General features: G+C 67.4%; 22 protein-coding genes and 1 tRNA gene. 15 read left to right on the top strand and 8 right to left on the bottom strand.

The genetic code is table 11. The features are described from left to right. Positions 1-339: 339 nt before the first annotated feature. Positions 340-633: a DUF6916 family protein gene (locus tag ACT6QK_RS00935; protein WP_444595947.1), complete on the top strand. Its 294-nt coding sequence runs from the start codon at positions 340-342 to the stop codon at positions 631-633. Here ACT6QK_RS00935 and ACT6QK_RS00930 read toward each other — a convergent pair. From ACT6QK_RS00930 to ACT6QK_RS00915, 4 genes are read right to left on the bottom strand one after another with little or no spacing between them, the layout of a single operon-like run. Further along, entirely contained in the window at positions 626-1,147 is a 522-nt protein-coding gene (locus ACT6QK_RS00930) for a GNAT family N-acetyltransferase (protein WP_444595946.1), read from the bottom strand. The genes ACT6QK_RS00935 and ACT6QK_RS00930 overlap by 8 nt on opposite strands. After that, positions 1,108-1,635 carry a phage tail protein gene (locus ACT6QK_RS00925; RefSeq protein ID WP_444595945.1) on the bottom strand — a complete coding sequence of 176 codons (528 nt, stop codon included), beginning with the start codon at positions 1,633-1,635 and terminating at the stop codon, positions 1,108-1,110. The genes ACT6QK_RS00930 and ACT6QK_RS00925 overlap by 40 nt, the downstream gene beginning before the upstream one ends. Positions 1,636-1,641: 6 nt before the next feature. Then, positions 1,642-2,157, bottom strand: a complete 516-nt coding sequence (locus ACT6QK_RS00920) for a phage tail protein (protein WP_444595944.1) — start codon at positions 2,155-2,157, stop codon at positions 1,642-1,644. Positions 2,158-2,166: 9 nt separating this feature from the next. Further along, positions 2,167-2,697: a phage tail protein gene (locus ACT6QK_RS00915; protein WP_444595943.1), complete on the bottom strand. Its 531-nt coding sequence runs from the start codon at positions 2,695-2,697 to the stop codon at positions 2,167-2,169. Positions 2,698-2,949: 252 nt separating this feature from the next. On the opposite strand from ACT6QK_RS00915, the gene ACT6QK_RS00910 reads away from it, so the two are divergent. From ACT6QK_RS00910 to exaC, 7 genes are all read left to right on the top strand, one after another. Beyond that, positions 2,950-5,460 carry a beta strand repeat-containing protein gene (locus ACT6QK_RS00910; protein ID WP_444595942.1) on the top strand — a complete coding sequence of 837 codons (2,511 nt, stop codon included), beginning with the start codon at positions 2,950-2,952 and terminating at the stop codon, positions 5,458-5,460. Between the two features lie 23 nt (positions 5,461-5,483). Further along, positions 5,484-5,867 carry a hypothetical protein gene (locus tag ACT6QK_RS00905; RefSeq protein ID WP_444595941.1) on the top strand — a complete coding sequence of 128 codons (384 nt, stop codon included), beginning with the start codon at positions 5,484-5,486 and terminating at the stop codon, positions 5,865-5,867. A 9-nt stretch (positions 5,868-5,876) separates the two neighbouring features. Continuing rightward, a complete protein-coding gene (locus ACT6QK_RS00900; protein WP_444595940.1) occupies positions 5,877-6,698 on the top strand; it encodes an aspartyl/asparaginyl beta-hydroxylase domain-containing protein in 822 nt (273 codons plus the stop codon). Next, complete coding sequence (locus ACT6QK_RS00895; protein ID WP_444595939.1) at positions 6,686-7,648, top strand: sulfotransferase; 963 nt, start codon at positions 6,686-6,688, stop codon at positions 7,646-7,648. The genes ACT6QK_RS00900 and ACT6QK_RS00895 overlap by 13 nt, the downstream gene beginning before the upstream one ends. Positions 7,649-8,394: 746 nt before the next feature. Further along, entirely contained in the window at positions 8,395-8,976 is a 582-nt protein-coding gene (locus ACT6QK_RS00890; protein WP_444595938.1) for an RNA polymerase sigma factor, read from the top strand. A 368-nt stretch (positions 8,977-9,344) separates the two neighbouring features. Further along, positions 9,345-10,316, top strand: coding sequence for a GAF domain-containing protein (locus ACT6QK_RS00885; protein WP_444595937.1), 972 nt, complete (start codon positions 9,345-9,347; stop codon positions 10,314-10,316). 142 nt (positions 10,317-10,458) lie between these two features. Continuing rightward, entirely contained in the window at positions 10,459-11,976 is a 1,518-nt protein-coding gene (exaC, locus tag ACT6QK_RS00880) for an acetaldehyde dehydrogenase ExaC (protein ID WP_444595936.1), read from the top strand. Between the two features lie 218 nt (positions 11,977-12,194). Here exaC and ACT6QK_RS00875 read toward each other — a convergent pair whose 3' ends face one another. Then, positions 12,195-12,431 (bottom strand): hypothetical protein, encoded by a 237-nt coding sequence (locus tag ACT6QK_RS00875; protein ID WP_444595935.1) that lies wholly within the window; start codon positions 12,429-12,431, stop codon positions 12,195-12,197. 312 nt (positions 12,432-12,743) lie between these two features. Beyond that, a tRNA-Arg gene (locus ACT6QK_RS00870) sits at positions 12,744-12,820 on the bottom strand. Between the two features lie 308 nt (positions 12,821-13,128). Here ACT6QK_RS00870 and ACT6QK_RS00865 point away from each other — a divergent pair. The 3 genes from ACT6QK_RS00865 to ACT6QK_RS00855 all read left to right on the top strand — a co-directional run bounded on the left by ACT6QK_RS00865 (position 13,129) and on the right by ACT6QK_RS00855 (position 16,198). Next, the gene (locus ACT6QK_RS00865) at positions 13,129-13,347 is read left to right on the top strand and encodes a hypothetical protein (RefSeq protein WP_444595934.1); all 219 of its coding nucleotides are present in this window, start codon (positions 13,129-13,131) and stop codon (positions 13,345-13,347) included. Between the two features lie 78 nt (positions 13,348-13,425). Continuing rightward, positions 13,426-15,930 carry a helicase-related protein gene (locus ACT6QK_RS00860; protein WP_444595933.1) on the top strand — a complete coding sequence of 835 codons (2,505 nt, stop codon included), beginning with the start codon at positions 13,426-13,428 and terminating at the stop codon, positions 15,928-15,930. Then, on the top strand, positions 15,923-16,198 hold the full coding sequence (locus ACT6QK_RS00855) for an RNA-binding S4 domain-containing protein (protein WP_444595932.1): 276 nt from the start codon (positions 15,923-15,925) through the stop codon (positions 16,196-16,198). The genes ACT6QK_RS00860 and ACT6QK_RS00855 overlap by 8 nt, the downstream gene beginning before the upstream one ends. On the opposite strand, the gene ACT6QK_RS00850 is transcribed toward ACT6QK_RS00855, so the two are convergent. Beyond that, positions 16,188-16,820 (bottom strand): YceI family protein, encoded by a 633-nt coding sequence (locus ACT6QK_RS00850; protein WP_444595931.1) that lies wholly within the window; start codon positions 16,818-16,820, stop codon positions 16,188-16,190. The two genes, ACT6QK_RS00855 and ACT6QK_RS00850, sit on opposite strands and share 11 nt — an antisense overlap. A gap of 186 nt (positions 16,821-17,006) precedes the next feature. Here ACT6QK_RS00850 and fdxA point away from each other — a divergent pair, with 186 nt between their 5' ends. The 3 genes from fdxA to ACT6QK_RS00835 all read left to right on the top strand — a co-directional run bounded on the left by fdxA (position 17,007) and on the right by ACT6QK_RS00835 (position 18,689). Beyond that, positions 17,007-17,348: a ferredoxin FdxA gene (fdxA, locus tag ACT6QK_RS00845; RefSeq protein WP_444595930.1), complete on the top strand. Its 342-nt coding sequence runs from the start codon at positions 17,007-17,009 to the stop codon at positions 17,346-17,348. 347 nt (positions 17,349-17,695) lie between these two features. Next, positions 17,696-18,250, top strand: a complete 555-nt coding sequence (locus ACT6QK_RS00840) for a CarD family transcriptional regulator (RefSeq protein ID WP_444595929.1) — start codon at positions 17,696-17,698, stop codon at positions 18,248-18,250. A 130-nt stretch (positions 18,251-18,380) separates the two neighbouring features. Beyond that, positions 18,381-18,689, top strand: a complete 309-nt coding sequence (locus ACT6QK_RS00835; protein ID WP_444595928.1) for a TonB family protein — start codon at positions 18,381-18,383, stop codon at positions 18,687-18,689. A 47-nt stretch (positions 18,690-18,736) separates the two neighbouring features. Here ACT6QK_RS00835 and ACT6QK_RS00830 read toward each other — a convergent pair whose 3' ends face one another. After that, on the bottom strand, positions 18,737-19,192 hold the full coding sequence (locus tag ACT6QK_RS00830; RefSeq protein WP_444595927.1) for a DUF3617 domain-containing protein: 456 nt from the start codon (positions 19,190-19,192) through the stop codon (positions 18,737-18,739). A gap of 229 nt (positions 19,193-19,421) precedes the next feature. Between ACT6QK_RS00830 and rpmB the strand changes: the two genes are divergently transcribed. After that, complete coding sequence (gene rpmB, locus ACT6QK_RS00825) at positions 19,422-19,718, top strand: 50S ribosomal protein L28 (protein ID WP_444595926.1); 297 nt, start codon at positions 19,422-19,424, stop codon at positions 19,716-19,718. Positions 19,719-19,870 lie beyond the last annotated feature (152 nt).

Below are 19,870 nucleotides of genomic sequence, written 5' to 3'. Positions count from 1 at the left end.
CATATGACAGCCATCGGTGGGCTCGGATCAGCGCGCCACCTTATCAGGCCTGTCTCCAGTCCGTCGCCCTTAAGGCGGCGAGCGACACGCTGAACGTCGAGATCAGTCGGCACGGCGATTGTGCGTGGTTGCAGCATGCCGGGCGGGTTACGAGAGGCGCTGCAGTCGACGGCATGACGTCAGAAGCGAGGGCGCCAGTCGCAAGCCGATCTCGACGCCTGGACCGACAGCGTTCACATGCAGGCATCGAACATCTTCGCCCTGTTCAGTCGGCCGCGACCCGGGCTAAAACGCAAACGCGGTCGCCGGGGAACCGCGACGTGCGTTCGGAGCCAGGTCTTGAATATCCTGCAGGCCCATCATTTCGGCGCGCGGCTCCATGAGACCTTCGACCTGTCGCTGGGCGAGACCACCATGCCTCTGGTCCTCGCGGACATCCGGCATGGGACTGCCCAGCGGTTCCCCGGCCAGTTGCGCGATCCCTTCGCCCTGACATTCCGATCCAGTTCCCCGGTGGCTCTGCCCCAGCGGATCTACCGCATGAACAATGAGGCGATGGGGACGCTGGACATCTTCATCGTGCCCATCGGTCGCGACGTCTCGGGCATACTGTATGAGGCCGTGTTCAACTGACCGGTGGCGTCCAGACCATCCGGACGCGGTCCGCGTCGGGCGAGACGGCGGCGGAGAAACCCAGCCGTTCGTAGAGGCGTCGGGCGCCGGTGTTGAACGGCAGGACGTGCAGGATCATGGGCAGGGCCAGCCGCCGGGCGCCGACCTGGGCCTTGCGGATCACGGCGGTTCCGACGCCTTGCCCCTGAAACTCCGTCAGCAGGGCGATATCCACGAGAAGCCGACGTTCGCTGGTGTCATGGAGCCAGACCCGGCCGACAGGCTGGCCGTTGAGCAGAATCAGACTGTGATCCCCGTCGCCGAACTGCATGGCGTAGTGCGCCGCCTGGAAGGCGAACTGACTGTCCAGAAAGGTCTCGATCTGGTCGTCCGCCCAGCCGCTCAGCGCCATCTCGTCGCGGCGCGAGTGGGCGTAGGCGGTTCGCAGAAACGGCGTGTCCGCGGCCTCGACCGGGCGGTAGGTTGGGCGGGCCGTCAGTTGCGGGACGGGTAGATGCCTTCGAGCGCGATGCAATAGTTGAGCGCAAGGTAAGGCTGCTGGTTTTCATGAGCCCCCCCGCCGCCCACGGACGTCAGGGCGGCGGGGCTCAATGTCGTGTTCGAGGCGGGTCGGAAGGCGCGGGTCTGGACGGGCGCCGCCAACCGCGCGCCGTTGGACGGGCCGGCGCTCCGGTCGGCGCCGGGCCCGGTGGCGATTGAGGGGTTCAGATGGACGTGAGCGGGTATCTCGCCGCTGGTGAGGGTGACGGACGCCGCCCCGAACGTCTGGCCTATGACGTAGTTGCCGGCTCCAGGCGACTGGCCCTGGCCGACCGGCACCCGTCCCGCGAGGTTGGGAAGCAGGAACGTCGTCGTTCCGTTCCCGCCATAGGCTATTCCAAGCAGGCTGAACAAGGCGCTGTTCTGGGAGATGGACAGGGAGTCGCCCCTGCAAAAGGCCCACCCCCGCGGATTGAAGTTCAAACCGTAGAGCTGGATTTCACCGATAAAGGGTTCACTCATTTGGGTTCAGTTCCGCGGGGGGAAGATGCCTTCAAGGGCGATGCAATAGTTCAGGCAGAGCCCCGGCATGCGATTTTCATGCGCCTGGCTGCTTCCGGCCACGCCGGTCGCTCCGCTCATCGCAACCGAAGAGCCGGTGGTGCGATAGAGAGTGTCTCCGCTGACGGCGGCGTGGACCACCCCGGAGCCCGGGCTGGTCGTCGTGGCCGCGTTCTGGCTGGCGAGGAGGGCGTGGGAATGGGTCGGCATTTCCGTTGTGATCAGGGTGACGCTTTCCGTGCCCACGATTTCACCCAGTTGGTAGTAACTGAGACCGGGACCCTGACCGGGATGGACGGCCAAACGCCCCCTCAGATCAGGCAGGGCGAAGTTGGTCACGCCATTGCCGCCGTAGGTCGTGCCGAGAATGGCGAACAACGCCTCGTTCGTGTTGATCGGCAAGATCTGGCCCGAGCAGAACGCCCAGCCTGGCGGCGCGAAGTTGAAGCCGAACAGGCGGATTTCGCCGATATAGGGTTCCATGGCGGCGGCTCAGTTCCGTGACGGGAAGAGACCCTCGATAGCGATCACGAAGTTGATCGCCAGACAGGGCTGAATATTGGAATGCGGCAGGCCGTTGCCGGCGACTTGCGTCGTCGTTGCGAGGGTCGCCAGATTGTTCGCGGGCGCATAGATCGAGACATTGCGATCAGCGCGGGCCGGCAGGCCGCCTGCCGGCGATCGTCCGGCGCCCACAGACGTCGTGGCGGGCATCTGGTGTGTATGGGCGCCGATCTGCTGGATGGTCAGGGCGACCGATTCGACACCGCCCGTTTCGCCCAGGACCATCTCATTGGAGGGGTGAGGCGCATTCCATGAGGGCCCGAACCCCACCGGTGTCCGGCTCTGCAGGTTCGGCAGGGCATAGGTCTGCTGCCCGTTCCCGCCATATGTCGTGCCGAGCAGTGAAAACAGGGCGGTGTTCTGGGGGATACTCATGATCTGGCCGTTGCAGAACGCGAAGCCGCGCGGTGCGAAGTTTCCGGCGAAGATGAAGATGTTGCTGAGGTAGCGTTCGCTCATCGCTCTCTAAAATTCCCCACGATGATGCGAAGAACCGCATCCCCCCGCCTATCCATCGCCCCGGAAAGAGAGCGTGTAAACTGGTATTGTGGAGCAGAGCCTCGTCCACGGCAGAATCGTCCACCCCTGTTCGCCGAATGTGGGCTGGCGTCTTTGGCGTTTTCGTTTATCAGATTTTCATGGGGAGGAGCCGCCGATTTTGGGCGGCTCCGGCTGTGGCGGAGGGAGCCGCCATGGCGTGGGGGAATTCAGATGGGCGGTCGCGCGTTTGGTGATGCGGTGCTGAGGGCCGCGTGGAGTCTCGCGCCGTCCGGCCTGGCCGTCTTCGTTCTGGGCTTCGCCCTTCTGGGCGGTCTCATCGCCGCGCCCTCGGCGGCCCAAGCCCAGACCTGCGCCGCCGGCTCGGTGACCTTCACGGCGGTTTCGACCAGCCAGACCCTGAACGCTCAGTCCTGCGACGTCCAGATTCCGCCCGAGAACACCTGGGGCGGATTGTTCGAGACCAGCACCGGCGACGCCTATAGCTATTATGGTCTCGGGGTTGACGATTTCGGCGCCGCCTCCGCCGAAACCTTCGAGACCACCCAGGCCGTCTACAGTTTCAGCGGAAACCTCAGCACCGACGTCTTCACCATCACCCTGGTCTCGCTCAAGGCCGGCGCGACGGTGTCCGACACGATTTCCCTGTTCACCTGCCCGCTGGTGGATTCGGTGAACCTGACCTGTCTGACGACCCGGACCACGACCATTGCGGTCACCCTGCCGGTGCCGCCGGAGATCACCACCACGACCCTGCCGGGCGGCGCCGTCGCGGCGGCCTACAGCCAGACCATCGCAACGACCGGCGGCTCGGCGCCCCTGACCTTCACGGTCCATCTGGGCGACCTGCCTGCGGGCCTCAGCCTGTCGACCGCGGGCGTCCTGTCCGGCACGCCCACCGCGGGCGGCGACTTCCCCGTGACGATCCGCGTCAGCGACGCCAACAGCCGCACCGACGATCAGGCCTATACGCTCAGCATCGCCCCCCCGACCGTCGCCATCCAGACGACGACCCTGCCGACGCCGGCGATCGGCGCCGCCTATTCGCAGACACTGACGGCCTCCGGCGGCACCGCGCCCTATGCCTTCACCACCAGCGACCCCCTGCCGACCGGCCTGACCCTGTCGAGCGCCGGTGTCCTCAGCGGCACGCCAACGGCTTCGGGCACGTTCGCCTTCACGGTGACGGCGGCCGACGCCTCGACGGGGACGGGCCCCTATACGGCGACGCAGGCCTATTCGCTGACCGTCGCGCTTCCGACCCTAAGCCTGTCGCCGGGCAGCCTGCCGGGCGCCACGGTCGCGGCCCCCTACAGCCAGACCCTGACGGCCAACGGCGGCACGCCAGGCTATATCTTCGCCACCAGCGATCCCTTGCCGGCGGGGGTGACCCTGTCGTCCGGCGGTGTGCTCAGCGGCACGCCGACGGCGGGCGGCAGCTTCACCTTCTCTGTGACGGCGACCGATTCGACCACCGGGACCGGGCCCGCGACGGGCTCGCAGGTCTATACCCTGAATGTCGCCGCGCCGACGCTCAGCCTGTCGCCAGGCAGTCTGCCGGGCGCCACGGTGGGAGCGGCCTACTCGCAGTCCGTAACGGCGAACGGCGGCACGTCGCCCTACGCTTACAGCACGACGCCGGGCGATCTGCCCGCCGGGGTCACCCTGTCGCCGACCGGCGTGCTCAGCGGCACGCCGACGGCGGGCGGCAGCTTCGCCTTCACCGTGACGGTGCAAGATTCCTCGACCGGGACAGGCCCCTATTCGACTTCGACCGCCTATACCTTGTCCGTCGCCGCGCCGACGATCACGATCAACCCGACGACCCTGGCGCCCATGCAGGTCGGCGCGCCCTACAGCGCCACGGTGGCGGCGTCCGGCGGCACCTCCGGATATCGTTACTCGGTCACCGGCGGCGCCCTGCCCACCGGCTTGGAACTGTTCGAAACCGGAGAAATCTCGGGCGCCCCCACCAGCGGCGGGAGCTACAACGTCACGATCACGGCGACCGATTCCTCGACCGGCCAAGGCGCCCCCTATGCCGGCAGCCGCGCCTACTCCGGCTCGGTGGCGGCGCCCACCATCACTCTGACCGCGAGCCTGCCCAACGGGACGGCTTATGTGAGCTACAGCACGATGGTGGCCGCATCCGGTGGTGTCGGCCCCTATACCTATGGGGCGACCGGGACCCTGCCGCCCGGCCTGACCCTGGCGACGAACGGCACGCTCAGCGGTACGCCCACCACGCCGGGGTCCTACAGCTTCACCGTCACGGCCACGGACCCGGCGGTGGGCGGGCCCTACTTCGGCTCACAGGCCTACACAGTGAGCATCGCGGCTCCGACCATTGTTCTGCCGCCCACGACGCTGGCCGGTGGATCGGTGAACGCCGTCTACAGCCAGTTGATCGTTCCGGCGTCGGGCGGGCTGGCGCCCTATACCTACGCCCTCGCCAATGGCTCTGTCTTGCCGCCGGGCCTGACGCTTAGCCCGTCAGGCGTGATCTCGGGCACGCCGACCCAGATCGGGACCTACAACTTCACGGTCATGGCCACGGATTCGAGCCCGAGCGGTCCCTACTCGGCGACCCAGACCTACAGCATCACCGTGGCAGAGCAGATCGTTATCGTTCCGACGCTCACCGAGTGGGCGATGATGATGTTGGCGGCGCTGCTGGCGGGCGCCGGCGCCCTGGTCCTCAATCGGCGGCGGGTGGCCCAATGAACCGAATGTCGCGAGAGACCGAGATGAGCCCTTCTCGAAAATCCATGCCCCGTCAGATGAGCCGGCGTGGACTGATTACGGCCGGGGTGGGTCTGGCGACCCTGGGCGGCGCCGTGTCCGGCGCGACCCGGGTCTGGGCTCGGGATGAGGCGAGCCTCGTCGCGCATCAAGGCAAGACGGTCGTCCTGACCGGGCGACTGGTGCCGGGAGACGGCGCAGCCCGGCACTATTTCACCCTGCTGGGAGAGAGCGGCGACCTGCCCGTTCGTATCCTGCCCAAGGATGTCCGGCGGATGACCATCGGGAGGAAGGTTTCCGTCCGCGGCCGTCTCCAGCTCGGCAAGTTCGACGATGCGGTGTCCGGCCGGATCGCCCGCGTTCTGATGACCGCCGCCGAGATCGTCTAGCCCTTCCCGGTGATCGACCGATTTCGCCTCCCGCTGACCTTCGACGTCGCGCCGCTGATCGACGACTTGCGGCGCCTAGGGGACGGCGGCTGGATGCCCCATTTCAACACCGGCTACTACAGCGGCGAGTGGAGCGGCGTGGTCCTTCATGGCCGCGTCGACAGCCGGCCGGATACGCTCTTCACCGGCGTGGGGGAGGGGGACTGGACCTTCACGGCGGCCGCCGACGCCTGTCCGGGAATTCGAGCGGCGCTGGGTCAGTTGCATTGCCCGCTGAAGGCGGTGCGGCTGCTGCGTCTCGCGCCCGGCGCCCATATCCACGAACACCGCGATCATGACCTGGGCTTCGACCGCGGGGAGGCGCGGCTGCATCTGCCGATCCTGACCAATGACGCCGTGTCCTTTCATGTCGCCAATCGTCCGGTCGTCATGGCGCCGGGGGAGCTGTGGTATCTCGATCTGAGCAAGCCCCATCGCGTCCACAACGGCGGCGAGACCAGTCGCGTGCATCTGGTGATCGATGTGGTCATCGACGACTGGCTCCGCGACCATGTGCCCTTTGAAACTCCGGACATCGAAGAGGCGCATGTCATCCGGCTCGTCTCGGAGGTCACGGCCGAGCAGTCCAAAGCCAATTTCAGCCTGTTTCGTCAGAGGGCCGTCGCCGATCCAGCGCTGCACGCTCGTCTGGTCGCAACCTCGGATCGGCAGCTCTTCACCGAGGAAGCGCTCCGTCTCGGCGTCGCCGAAGGCCTCCCGTTCTGGGCTGAAGAGGTCGAGAGGGCGGTATTGGACGGCCGTCAAACCTGGCGCGACGCATGCAGGCCCTGACCGAAGCCCCGGCCCGCTGGTTCCCGTCGATCCTGACGTGGCGTGACGGCGACCAGGCCGACATCGAGTGGATCCATGTCGGGGACGCCCGGTTCGAGGAGGCCTTTGTCGCCGACACACTCGAGAAATGGATGCGACGTCCGGCCAATGCCGCATTTCGACCGCGCACATCCCTCGACGCGCTGATCGACGGGGACGAGGCCGCGCCGGGCGTGGTCCCGTCCGGCCTGATTTTTCATGTCTCCCGCTGCGGCTCGACCTGGTTGACCCGTCTGCTAGGAGGCCACCCCGACACGCTCGTCCTCTCGGAGCCGCCGCTGCTCGACAGGCTGATACGATGCAACGACCAGACGCCAAGGCTGGAACGGGGGTGTCAGATCCGGGCGATCCGGGCCGTGGCCGGCGCGATGGGGAGACCCCGGACAGAGACCCAATCCAAGGTTTTCATCAAGCTGGACGCCTGGCACCTGCTCTATGCCGACCTGATCCTTGAGGCCTTCCCCGAGACGCCCTGGATCATGCTCTATCGCGATCCAGTGGAAGTCCTGGTCAGCCAGTTGCGGCAGCGTGGTCTTCACATGATACCCGGCTATCTGCGCGCCGATCTGATCGGCCCGGACGCGGCGGCTCCCTTGCCGGCCGTGGAGTACGGCGCCCGTGTCCTGGGGGCTTTGTTCGAACGTGGGGCGCGACTGGCGGCCGGCCCCGGGGGTGTGGCGATCGACTACGCCGAGCTGCCGGACGCCTTTGTGACCAAGGCGGCCACGATCTTCGCCCTCGATACGGCGCGCCTTGATGCGACCGAAGAGCGAACCCGGATCGACGCCAAGCGGGGTGGCGTATTTATCCCCGATGCGGCGGCGAAACGGGCCGACGCGACCCCTGAGGTGCGCGAGGCCTGCGATCGCTGGGTCTATCCGTACTTCCACGCCTTGCGTGCGGCGGGATAAAGTCGCGTGGTTTCCCGGCCGCAACCTTTCGCGGCGCGTCGTTCGCTTGGGTCCTGCCTTCGGTAGCCGCGATCCTGACCTTCGGACCCTAAGCTCAAACACGCTCGCCATAACATCAGCCGAAAGGACGCCACGTTGGCGCACGCTGCGGCTGGCTGAGTCCGCCAGGAGTCGAATTCTTCGACTCAGGCCAGACAGTTCGATCCCAACACCGCGCCGCTACCGGCGGATGGTCCGACGTTAAAGGAATGGGGAACCGGGCTACTCGCTCTTGCTTCACCCTGATCGCCTCTCAAAGCCTGTTGCATCGACGGAAGCCGGCGACGCCCTGACGCGTCAGAGTCCAGCCCTTCGGTCTGGCCGATCCTCCCTGTCTCTTCGCCTTGGGACTCTGAAATTGGGATCGCCGCGCAGGGCCTACCGGTCGCAGCGATTTGCGCCCCGCGCCGAATGCTCTAGCGTTCGACCGCCCGGGCGGCCCCCGCGTATGTCCAGGCTTCGGCTAAAGGCGGGGGCGCATGGTTCAACCCTGTTCTCAACGCCCGGCGCACTCCGTCCCGAGCCGGACGAGCGGCCAAACTGCCCTTCTGGGGGCGTCGCCCTTGCCAGGTCGGCGCGGCTGATTCATGCTGGCGAAACGTCGCTCAGCGACGTCGGGGCGTGAGAACCTCGGTTGAGACGAAGCGGACAATCCGGCCAGACGAGACGCGTCGCGCGTCCGTCCCGTCGCGCCCGGCTGTCCGCCCATGCGCCTCGATCCGACGTCCAGACCAGGCGATCCCGCCGGGTCGGCCCCGCAGAGGAAGGCGGATCAGGTGGCGTCTGGCGCCGACAGGTCGAAGCGGTCGCTGGCGCTCCCGGACGGGAGCGACGCCGAGGCGCTGTTCCGCGCCCACAGCCCCTGGCTGCTCCGATCCCTGCGCCGCAAGTTCGGCAGGGAGGTCGCCGACGATCTGTTGCAGGAGACCTATCTGCGCGTGGTGCGTCAGGCCCAGCCGGCCGAGATCCAGTCGCCCAAGGCCTTCCTGCTGCAGGTGGCGCGCAACCTCTTCATCGACGGCTACAAGCGCGACCGGGCGCGCGCCGACTATGAGGTCTCGCTGTTCGCCATCCAGGCCCGTGCCGCTTCGGCCGCACAGGTCGAAACGATCGTCCTCAAGGAGATCATCCTCGCCATGCCGCTGAAGTTGCGCGACGTCTTCGTCCTCAACCGCTTCGGAGGACTGACCAACGCCCAGATCGCCCAGCATCTCGGTGTCTCCGAGAAGACCGTCGAATGGCGAATGACCAAGGCCCTGGCCTGGTGCGCGGCGCAACTGCGGGAGTAGGCGGCGGGCGAGGGTCGTGGCCTCCTTGGGCCGCACGACCGTGCGCATCCACGTCGTCGGTCTGATTGGGGCTTGGCCGCAGAGGCCTTCTCAGGAGACTGCACTTGTTTCGAGCGGCGTGCGGACCTTGGGGCTCCCGGGGTGCGAGGGGCGAGCCTGGCGCTGACAAGCCAACGCGTCCGCCTAGCCGCGCTCGACGTACGGCACTTCTGGCGTGTGTGAGGCGCAGGCGATGACCAAGCCGGCAGCCCGCCCCAGGCCGCGCCGGATCGTCCCTCCCTGCGGCCCGGCGTCGCCGGTCGGCCATCGGGTTGCGCCCGCGCCCGAAGGCGCGTCCTATGGGAGCCAACGCGCCTGAGGGACCAGACATGGGTGAAGGACCGCAGACGGATCATCCCGACAGGGTGAGACGCGCGCTGGAGGACGGCGCCGCCGCCCGCTCGGCCTTGCAGGCCTCCTGGCGACGGTCGATGGCCCTGCATGGCCTGGATCCCGCCGAGCGGGGCCCGGCGGAGACCCTGACGGAAACCCAGCTGCGTGAAGCCCAGCAGGCCATGGAGCCGCTGACCCGCGCCGCCCAAGGGGCTCTGGACCGTCTGTTTTTCGCCGTCGGGGACACCGGGTGCTGCGTGCTCCTGACCAATGCCCAAGGCGTCCCGGTCGACCGTCGCGGCGCCGAGGCGGATGACGAGACCTTTCATCGCTGGGGCCTCTGGGAGGGCGCGGTCTGGTCCGAGGCGGTCGAGGGCACCAACGGCATCGGCACCTGCCTGGCCGAGGGGCGGGCCCTGACCATTCATCGGGATCAGCATTTCCACACGCGTAACATCGGCCTGTCCTGTTCGACCGCGCCGATCCACGATCACAGGGGGCGGCTGGCCGGGGCGCTGGACGTCTCTTCAGCCCGCGCGGACCTCACCGACGGCTTCGTCGCCCTGATCGCCGCCGCGGTCGCCGACGCCGCCCGCGCGATCGAATCCAAGGCCTTTCGGCAGGCCTTCCCGGAGGCGCGCATCGTCCTGGTGGGAGAGCCTGAACGCGGCGCCTCGGCGCTGCTGGCCGTGGACCGTCATGACCTCGTCGTCGGGGCCACGCGCGCGGCGCGTCTCGCCCTGCAGATCGATGACGCCCGCATCGCCGCCCAACTCCCGGCCATCGACGTTCTGGCGCCCTGCCGGGACACCGCCGAGGCCGAGATGGTCGAGGCCGAACGCGGCGTGATCCGCCGGGCCCTGGCCCGCTCGGGCGGCAATGTGTCCGCCGCAGCCCGCGGTCTGGGCGTCAGTCGCGCCACCCTACACCGCAAGCTCAACCGCCTGGGCCTGACCGCGTCGCACTGAACCCGACGAACCTGTCTCATGCCTGCGACAGGTGTGCGTCGCACCATGGCGCGCGCCCCTAGCCGCAGCGACCTGTCCGTCGCCTTGTGTCTCCAACGACGACGCCCCCAACCGGCGCGCCTGGAAACAACGGAGACCGATCATGACCAAGCCCGAATTCGTCCGCGCCGTGACGCCGAAGTTCAAGCCCCGCTATGACAACTTCATCGGCGGGCGATGGGTCGCCCCCGTCGCCGGCCGCTATTTCGAGAACACCTCGCCGGTCAACGGCCGGGTCCTGTGCGAGGTCGCCCAGTCCGACGCCGCCGACGTGGAGCTGGCGCTGGACGCCGCTCACGCCGCCAAAGACGCCTGGGGCAAGACGTCCGTCACCGAGCGGGCCATCCTGTTGAACCGCATCGCCGACCGCATGGAGGCGAATCTCCAGGCCATCGCCGAGGCCGAGACCTGGGAGAACGGCAAGCCGGTCCGCGAGACCCTGGCCGCCGACATCCCCCTGGCCATCGACCACTTCCGCTATTTCGCCGGCTGCATCCGGGCCCAGGAAGGCGGCATCTCCCAACTCGACAACGACACGGTCGCCTATCACTTCCACGAGCCTCTCGGCGTGGTGGGCCAGATCATCCCTTGGAACTTCCCCATCCTGATGGCCGCCTGGAAGCTGGCCCCCGCACTGGCCGCTGGGAACTGCGTGGTCCTCAAGCCCGCCGAACAGACGCCGGCCTCCATCCTGCTGGTCATCGAACTGATCCAGGACCTGATCCCCGCCGGCGTCCTCAACGTCGTCTCCGGGACGGGCAAGGCCGTCGGCGAGCCCCTCGCCACCAACCCGCGCATCGCCAAGATCGCCTTCACCGGCTCCACCGCCGTGGGCCAGAAGATCATGGAGTACGCGACCCAGAACATCATCCCGGTGACGCTGGAGCTCGGCGGCAAGTCGCCGAACATCTTCTTCAAGGACGTCATGGATCACGACGACGCCTTCCTCGACAAGGCGCTCGAAGGCTTCGCCATGTTCGCTCTCAACCAGGGCGAGGTCTGCACCTGTCCCTCGCGCGCCCTGATCCACGAGGACATCTATGAGGCCTTCATGGAGAAGGCGATCGCGCGGGTTGAAGCCATCGTGGCCGGGGATCCCCTCGATCCCGCCACGATGGTCGGGGCCCAGGCCTCCGCGGCCCAGTTGAAAAAGATCCTCGGCTATCTCGACATCGGCCGCGCCGAAGGCGCCGAGGTCCTGACCGGCGGCGACCAGCCTGAGCTCTCCGGCGATCTGGCCGGCGGCTATTACGTCAAGCCGACGATCTTCAAGGGCACGAACGACATGCGGGTCTTCCAGGAAGAGATCTTCGGCCCGGTGCTGTCGGTCACGACCTTCAAGACGCTGGAGGAGGCCATCGCCATCGCCAACGACACCGAATACGGCCTCGGCGCCGGAGTCTGGTCGCGCGACATGAACACCGCCTACCGCGCCGGTCGCGGCATCGAGGCCGGCCGCGTCTGGACCAACTGCTATCACCACTACCCGGCCCACGCGGCCTTCGGCGGATACAAGAAGTCCGGCATCGGCCGCGAGAACCATCGCATGATGCTGGACCACTACCAGCAGACCAAGAACCTGCTGGTCAGCTACAGCCCGGACAGGCTGGGCTTCTTCTGACCTGACTGTCTCCCCGAGCCTCTCGCTCAGGGCAGGACAAGCGCCGGACGACCGCCCGAGATCGGTGCGGTCGTCCATCCCGCCTTTTTCCGCGCCATACGCCTGCACTCGTCGGCCCCAACATGCCGAAGTCGCCCGCCAGAGCAGGGCGAAGGCTGTCTGCCCAACGCCACCGCTGTACGGCCGGTGCAAGAGCTTGGGTCCTCTACCTGCTTGGCCTATCGCGCTCGCGCTATGGGCACCACGTGAAGGAGCCGATCGATCTCGGCGGCGAGGTCGTCCGCGATCGGCAGATGTCGGCGTTCAGCGCTCCAGACCTCATGGAAGCGAGCGACGGCCTGGATGGCCTCATCCCGCGCCAGGGCTTCCGGCAGGCCGGCCCGGGCCGCCAGATAAACCATTTCATCAAGGCTGAACTCGTCCATCCGATTGGTTCGCGCGAACTTCAGCGCCATCCCGTTGTCCGGGATATAGACGGTCGTCGACAGGAGGTCGTAGGCGGGCGAGACCTCCGGCGTGCGGCCGTCGACAAGAGAGCGTAGGCTCGACCGACGCAAGGGCTCGCAGAGGGCTGATGAAATCGGGTGGAACGAGGTGCGACGCCCTGCAAACCCAAGTTCTGCAAAAATTTGCGAAGCGAGCCTCAGCGCAGACGATTTTCCTGCGATTTTGGGGGCAAAATGGGCGCGAGCACGCGCTTTCTGTGCCCCCGGTGTGCCCCCAGCTCGCCGAACGCAAAATTTTGTTTCCGTAAGCCATTGAATTAATGGCGATCCCGGAGGGACTCGAACCCCCGACCTCTGCTTTAGGAAAGCCTTGCTCTATCCGGCTGAGCTACGGGACCGTTGCGGCAGGCTGTAGCGGGATAGGGGCGCTTGCGTAAAGCCGTGAAGCCGACAACAGGCGATTTCACCCATGGGACCGCGTGTACGGGGGACCCGATGGCGGAACGGGTTTGTGGTTAATCGGCGTTAAGATACAATATCTTGTGGGGAACAAATCCCGAATCGGCGCGAGTCGATGATTCGGTCCTGATTCGTTTCGCGCCTGTTCTCCCGGTTTGATGATCACGGTTAACCCCTGAAGTCGGGAACCTGTCGGCCCGTTCCGCCTTATCCCCTTTGAGGCCGAAAAGCGGCGAGGGAGGGACAGATGGCGCGACTGGGTATGGGGATCATGGTCATCCTGTTCTGGACCGGTCTGGCCAATGGGCCGGCGGACGCCTCCGGCGCTCACGACGGTCGCGCCTCCGCCTCGGTCGCCCGGTCGTCGTCGCCCGAGGCGGACGACGCCTTCATCGATCGCTGGCTGGCGGATGTGGCGGCTTGCGAGGCGGGGGAGCAATACCGGTGCGCGCCCGTCCTGAGCTGATCGCCGTCATGCGCTGACGGCGAGTCGGCTCCCGTTCCGCTTGCCGCCCGGCGAATCCGGCCCCACCTTTCATCCATCATGAGCGACCGCCCGACAGGTCAGGCTCCATCCCGCGTCGTCGCGGTTTTAGGGCCCACCAACACCGGCAAGACCCACCTGGCGGTCGAGCGGATGCTGGGCCACGCCTCGGGCATGATCGGCCTGCCGCTGCGTCTGCTGGCGCGGGAGATCTATGAGCGGATCGTCAGACAGCGCGGTCGCGGCGCCGTCGCCTTGATCACGGGCGAGGAGAAGATCATCCCCGAGCGGCCCCACTACGGGGTGTGCACGGTCGAGGCCATGCCGCTGGAGCGGGAGGTCGAGTTTCTGGCGGTGGACGAAATCCAGTTGGTCGCCGACCCCGAGCGCGGCCACGTTTTCACCAGCCGGATGCTGCATGCGCGCGGCCGGTTCGAGACCATGTTCCTGGGCGCCGCCACGATGGCGCCCCTGTTGCGGGGGCTGATCCCCGATCTGGAGATCGTCACCCGCGAGCGGCTGTCGCACCTGTCTTATGCGGGGTCCAAGAAGCTGACCCGCCTGCCGCGCCGTTCGGCCATCGTCGCCTTCTCGACCGAGCAGGTCTATGCCATCGCCGAACTGATCCGCCGCCAGAGGGGTGGGGCGGCGGTGGTCATGGGCTCGCTCAGTCCGCGCACCCGCAACGCCCAAGTCGCCCTGTTCCAGTCGGGCGAGGTCGATTTTCTGGTCGCCACCGACGCCATCGGCATGGGGCTGAACATGGAGGTCGACCACGTCGCCTTCGCAGGCGTCCGCAAGTTCGACGGCCGTCGCACCCGCTGGCTCCACGCTCACGAGATCGGCCAGATCGCCGGTCGCGCCGGACGCCACATCCGCGACGGCACGTTCGGGGTCACGGGCGAGGCCGACGACCTCGATCCCGACCTGGTCGAACAGGTGGTCGAGCACCGGTTCGATCCGGTCGAGGGGGCGGAATGGCGCAACGCCCGGCTGGACTTCGACACCCTGCCGGACCTGCTGCGGTCCCTGACCCAGACGCCGAATGTGCATGGCCTGCGGCTGACGACCCAGGCCCTGGACGAGACCCTTTTGCGCCGGGCCATGCAGGATGAAGAGATCAAGCGCGTCGGCCGATCGCGCGGGACCATCATGCGGCTGTGGGACTGCTGCCAGCTGCCGGACTTCCAGAAGACCACCCTGGACGAGCATGTCCGTCTGTCGCGCGACATCTTCCACGCCCTGACCGGCAAGAAGGGTCGGCTGACCGACGACTGGATGGCGCCCCGTTTCGCCGAACTGGATCGCGACGACGGCCAGATCGACCAGCTCTCGGCGCGGCTGTCGGGCGTGCGGACCCTGTCCTACATCGCCAACCGGCCCGACTGGGTGGAGGGCGCCAAGGCCTGGCGCGAACAGACCCGCGCTCTGGAAGACCGGCTCAGCGACGTCCTGCACGAACGGCTGACCGCCCGTTTCGTCGATCGCAAGACCACGGCCCTGATGCGGTCCCTGAACGACCACGAGCGGACCGAGGCCGAGGTCGCCCCGGACGGCGCCGTCAGCGTGGACGGCGAGATGGTCGGCCGGCTGGACGGGGTTCGGTTCACCGTCGAGGCGGGGGGATCGGCTCTCGCGGACCGAACCCTGAAGACCGCCGCCCTGCGCGCCGTGGGGCCGGAGATCGCCCGGAGGCTCGGCCGTTTGGCGGCCGACGAGGACGCGGCCTTCGCCGTGACGCCCGAGGGCGAGGTGCTTTGGCGCGGCGCCATCGCCGGGCGGATCATCAACGACCAGCCCTTCAGCCCGCGCGTGCGCCTGATCGGCGACCTCGGGCCGCAACCGGCGCGCGACCGCGCCCAGCGGCGGCTGGAGGCCTGGCTGGCCGCCGAGGCGGGCCGGGCCCTGCGCGACCTGAAACGGCTGAAACAGGCCATCGAGAACGGCGGGCTCAAGGGACTGCCGCGCGGCATCGCCTTCCGGTTGCTGGAGGCCGGCGGGGTCATCGACCGGCGCGAAGTCGAGCGCGACCTCGCCGCCCTCAGCCAGGTCGAGCGGCGCACGCTGAAGGCGTTCGCCATCCGGGTCGGCGTCCATTCCGTCTGGCTGCCCGGCGGCCTGAAGCCGCGCGCGCGGACTATGGCCCAGGCCTTCGTCTCCCGGGAGCCCTTCCGGGCGACGGGGGAGGGGTTGGCGATCCAGCCGATCCCGGCACCCTCCGCGCGCGCCCTGTCGGCCTTCGGCCTGCGCGCCGCCGGTCGCTGGACGGTTCCGGTGGAGGCTCTGGAGGTCGCAGCCGAGAAACGCCGGGCGGGCAAGGGACAGCTGTCCGATGCGGCCTTGGCGGAACTCGGCTGGACGGCGGATCAGGCCAGGGCCGTCTTCGGCGCCCTGAAGTCCGTGCGCGCCCAGATGCCCGATCGCGAGGGACAGGCGGCGCGGCCGATCAAGGATTCGCCCTTCGCCCGTCTGGCGGAACTCACCGCAGCGCCGCCCCCATCGCCCGCCCGGCGCAAACGCCCCCGTCGCAAGAAGGCGGCTTCCGCGACGACGGCACGTGACTGAGGCCTGTCGCATCGACGTCTGGCTCTGGCGGGCGCGGTTCGTGAAGACGCGCGGTCTGGCCGCCGATCTGGTCGAACGCGGCGCGGTGCGCCTGACCCATCAGGGCCGCGAGGCCCGCCTCGACAAGCCCAGCCGCAGCGTCCACCCGGGCGACGCCCTGACCTTCGTCATCCACGGCCGGGCGACCTCGGTGCGGGTCGAGGCCTTGGGCGAACGGCGCGGACCCCCGGAGGAGGCCCGCGCCCTCTATTCCGAGATTACTTCCTGAGAACGAACTCGCCCTCGATGTGCAGCTTCACCTCGTCCGACACGGCGGGCAAGGCGTAGTTGATGCCGAACTCCGACCGCTTGATGGTCGCCTCGCCGTCGAACCCGGCCTTGTAGACCCCGCCCATGGACGGGCCGGCCTGATTGAATTCGACCTCGATGGTGACGGGCTTGGTGACGCCGCGCAGGGTCAGGTCGCCGACCACGGTCGCCTCGTTGGCGTCGTCGCTGTCCACGGTCACCGAGCGGGACACGAAGGTCGCCGTCGGGTGGTTGGCGGTGTCGAAGAAGTCGGCCGTCTGGAGGTGGGCCTTCAGCCGGTCGTCGGCCGGATTGACGTCCGTCAGGGGAATGGTGGCCGTCAGGCTGCTGTTGGCCGGGTTGGCCGTGTCCAGCTTCAGCTCGGCCTTCACGTTCACGAACTGGCCGTAATAGGTCGAGAAGCCCAGGTGGTTGACCGACCAGGTGATCTTCCCGTGGCTGGAATCGAGGTCATAGGCGCCGGCGGTCACCTCGGACGGGACCTTGGTCAGGGCGGCCTGGGCCACGACGCCGCCTCCGATCAGCGACAGGGCCAGGGCGCCCGCGACGGACGAACGGACGAGGGTTTTGCGCGACAGCATCAGGGAAGACTCCATGAAAGGGGTAGGGACAGATAACTGCAATTGTCTCAGGTGCAAATGGGGGCGCGACGTGCCGGCCGCCAGTTCTTCTGTCCAACGCATTCAGAAGCGTTCGGTTGACACCGCGCCGCCCCGGGGTCATGTGCGCAACCCGACCTCTCCCAACCGCCAGCGTTCCGCCCCGCCATGACCTACATCGTCACCGACGCCTGCGTGAAATGTAAGTTCATGGACTGCGTCGAGGTCTGCCCCGTCGACTGCTTCTACGAGGGCGAGAACTTCCTGGTCATCGCGCCCGACGAATGCATCGACTGCGGCGTCTGCGAGCCGGAATGCCCCGTGGACGCCATCGTGCCCGACACCGAGGACGAGCCCGACGGCAAGTGGCTGCAGGTCAACGCCGAATACGCCAAGGTCTGGCCCAACATCACCGTCAAGGGCACGCCCCCCGCCGACCGCGAGGACTATGAGCGCGAGACGGGCAAGTTCGAGAAATACTTCAGCCCCAAGCCTGGCAAGGGCTCCTGAAATCCAAAGGCGTCAGGCGCGCCCCAAGCGTCGCCGTAATCCGGCCACAATCGACTTCGTGCGCCGGTTGCGGCGGCTCCCGCGCGGGACGTTTTGAATTTCCGCGTTTTTGTGTTATGTTCTCCACATTGGATCGGGCGGTCCGCACATTCCGTGCGCCGCCCGTGTTTGCGACAGAATCCCGCCCATAGCAGGCGGGATCGGCCAGAGGTTGGGTGATCCGTTTCCGCATTTGACGTCCAGGATTGAATCTCCGACGGCGCGCTCAGCGTTCCGGCGGATGAAAACCTGTTGTCGCTGACTGCGCCTTCGCTTCCCCCGGTCGCTGCGTCCGGGAAAGGAATGACATGACGAACAAGACCGGTCTGGAATTCAAGGTTGGCGACGCTGTCGTCTATCCGGCGCACGGCGTCGGCAAGGTGGCCGCCGTCGAGACCCAGGAAGTCGCGGGCATGTCGCTGGAGGTCTATGTCGTGACCTTCGACCACGAAAAGATGACCCTGCGCGTCCCGACCAAGAAGGCCAAGACGGCGGGTCTGCGTTCGCTCGCGGCTGACGACGTCGTCACCAAGGCCCTGACGACCCTCAAGGGCCGCGCCCGCATCAAGCGCACCATGTGGTCGCGTCGCGCCCAGGAATACGAGGCCAAGATCAACTCCGGCGACCTGATCTCGATCGCCGAGGTGGTCCGCGACCTCTATCGCGCCGACACCCAGCCCGAGCAGTCCTATTCGGAGCGCCAGCTCTATGAATCGGCTCTGGACCGGATGGCCCGCGAAGTCGCCGCCTCCAACCGCATCGACAAGGACGCCGCCCTGGAGCTGCTGGCCAAGTCGCTCAGCGCCAAGAAGGCCGCCGCCCCCGCCGCCGTCGAGGAAGACGCCGAGGCCGAGGCCGCCTGATCCTTTCGAGGTTCAGACTGATCACAAAGAAGGCCCGGGATCGCTCCCGGGCCTTTTTTCTGGCCGGCGCCGGGCGCCCGGAACGGAAGCCCTGCCGGGACATTTGAAAAACAGATCAGGGATTTTTCAGATGTTCGCCGTCGTGCTCGCCACCCTTCTCGTCGCCGACCTGCCCAAGGCCAAGCCCGTCCGGCTTGCGCCCAAGCCGGTGGTCGAGGCGCAGCGCGAGGCCGCGTCCGGCCCCCTGTTGTCCAGCGTCGCCGTCACGGTCGAGTGCACCGCCCGCGCCAGCGGCCGGGTCGAGGACTGCCGCGTCCTGGGCGAGACCCATCCGGGTCTCGGATTCGGCGAAACCGCCGTCGCCCTGATGCAGCGTCGGGCCGTCGCCCCCGCCGCGCACGATGTCCAGTTCGCCCGCACCATCCAGTTCACGCCCTGAACCTCTGGCCCTGGCCGCCTCAATTGGGCGGGGCAGCGGACAGAGCCTCAGAAATATTCGGCGTTGGCCGGGCAGACGGCGTTCAGCCGCCGCGCCGTGATGGTGGCCGGAATATAGGGGGTGCCGCGCGCCAGCTGGGCCCCGCCGCTGAAGCGGAAGCTTTCCTGCTGATAGGTCCCGTTCAGCCGCACATTGACGCGGCGGCCCTTCTTGTCCTGGCAAACGCCCTCGAACCGGGCGTTGCCGCCCCCGACCTGACGCGTGGGGTAGGTGCAGGTCCAGCGGCGCGTCGACAGGCCGCCGAAGAAGCGGTTGATTTCGCTGGGGCGCACGCAGCGCTGCTCGGTGTCCCGGTTGCCCAGAACGCTGGTGGTGTATTCCCAGTAGCCGGGCAGGACGGGCTGAGCCGAGGCCGTCTGGCGGGCTCCAGCCGGTGCGGCGAGCATGACCAGGCCGAGGGCGGCGGGCGCGGCGATGAGGGCGAAGCGGGGAAGGCGGGTCATCTTGTGTCTCTACAGTCCGGTCAGTCCGGTTATGGCTTCAGTATGTGGCGGGATTTGAACGACGGCTGAACGGGCGGCATGGCGTCTCCAAACCGTGACGGCACGGGCGATCCCGCCTTGACGCCGGAGGGGACTCTCGACTATACGGCCCCCTCTCGCGCGGGATCACGTCCCGCGCGTCTCCATTTCATGCGTCCGCTACGCCGTGGACCGCCTCGAGGATAGTCACATGTCGCGTCGTTGCGAACTGACGGGTATCGGCCCGATCGTCGGCCACCACGTCAGCCACTCGAACATCAAGACCAAGCGCCGCTTCCTGCCGTCGCTGAAGAAGGTCAAGCTGGCTTCGGAAGCCCTGGGTCAGACCTACACCCTGCGCATCTCCAACGCCGCCCTGCGCACCCTCGACTACAAGGGTGGCCTGGACGCCTATATCGTCAAGGCTGGCGACGAGCAGCTGTCGGCCGCCGCCCAGAAGATCAAGCGTCAGGTCAAGGCCAAGCTGGCCGAGCAAGCCGCCGCCTGAGCCTTCGGGACAGATCGGATTTGAAAAGGCCGGGGGAAACCCCGGCCTTTTTCCATGATCGGTGGGGGTGATTAGTGGGTAGTGATTAGTGGGTAGAGATTAGGTGGCCAGCGGCGGCTCAGAAAAAACCAATCACTGCTCACTACCCACTA

This window comes from Brevundimonas sp., from assembly GCF_052436175.1.
Classification (GTDB): Bacteria; Pseudomonadota; Alphaproteobacteria; order Caulobacterales; family Caulobacteraceae; genus Brevundimonas.
This window is presented reverse-complemented; position numbering and strand designations above follow the sequence as displayed.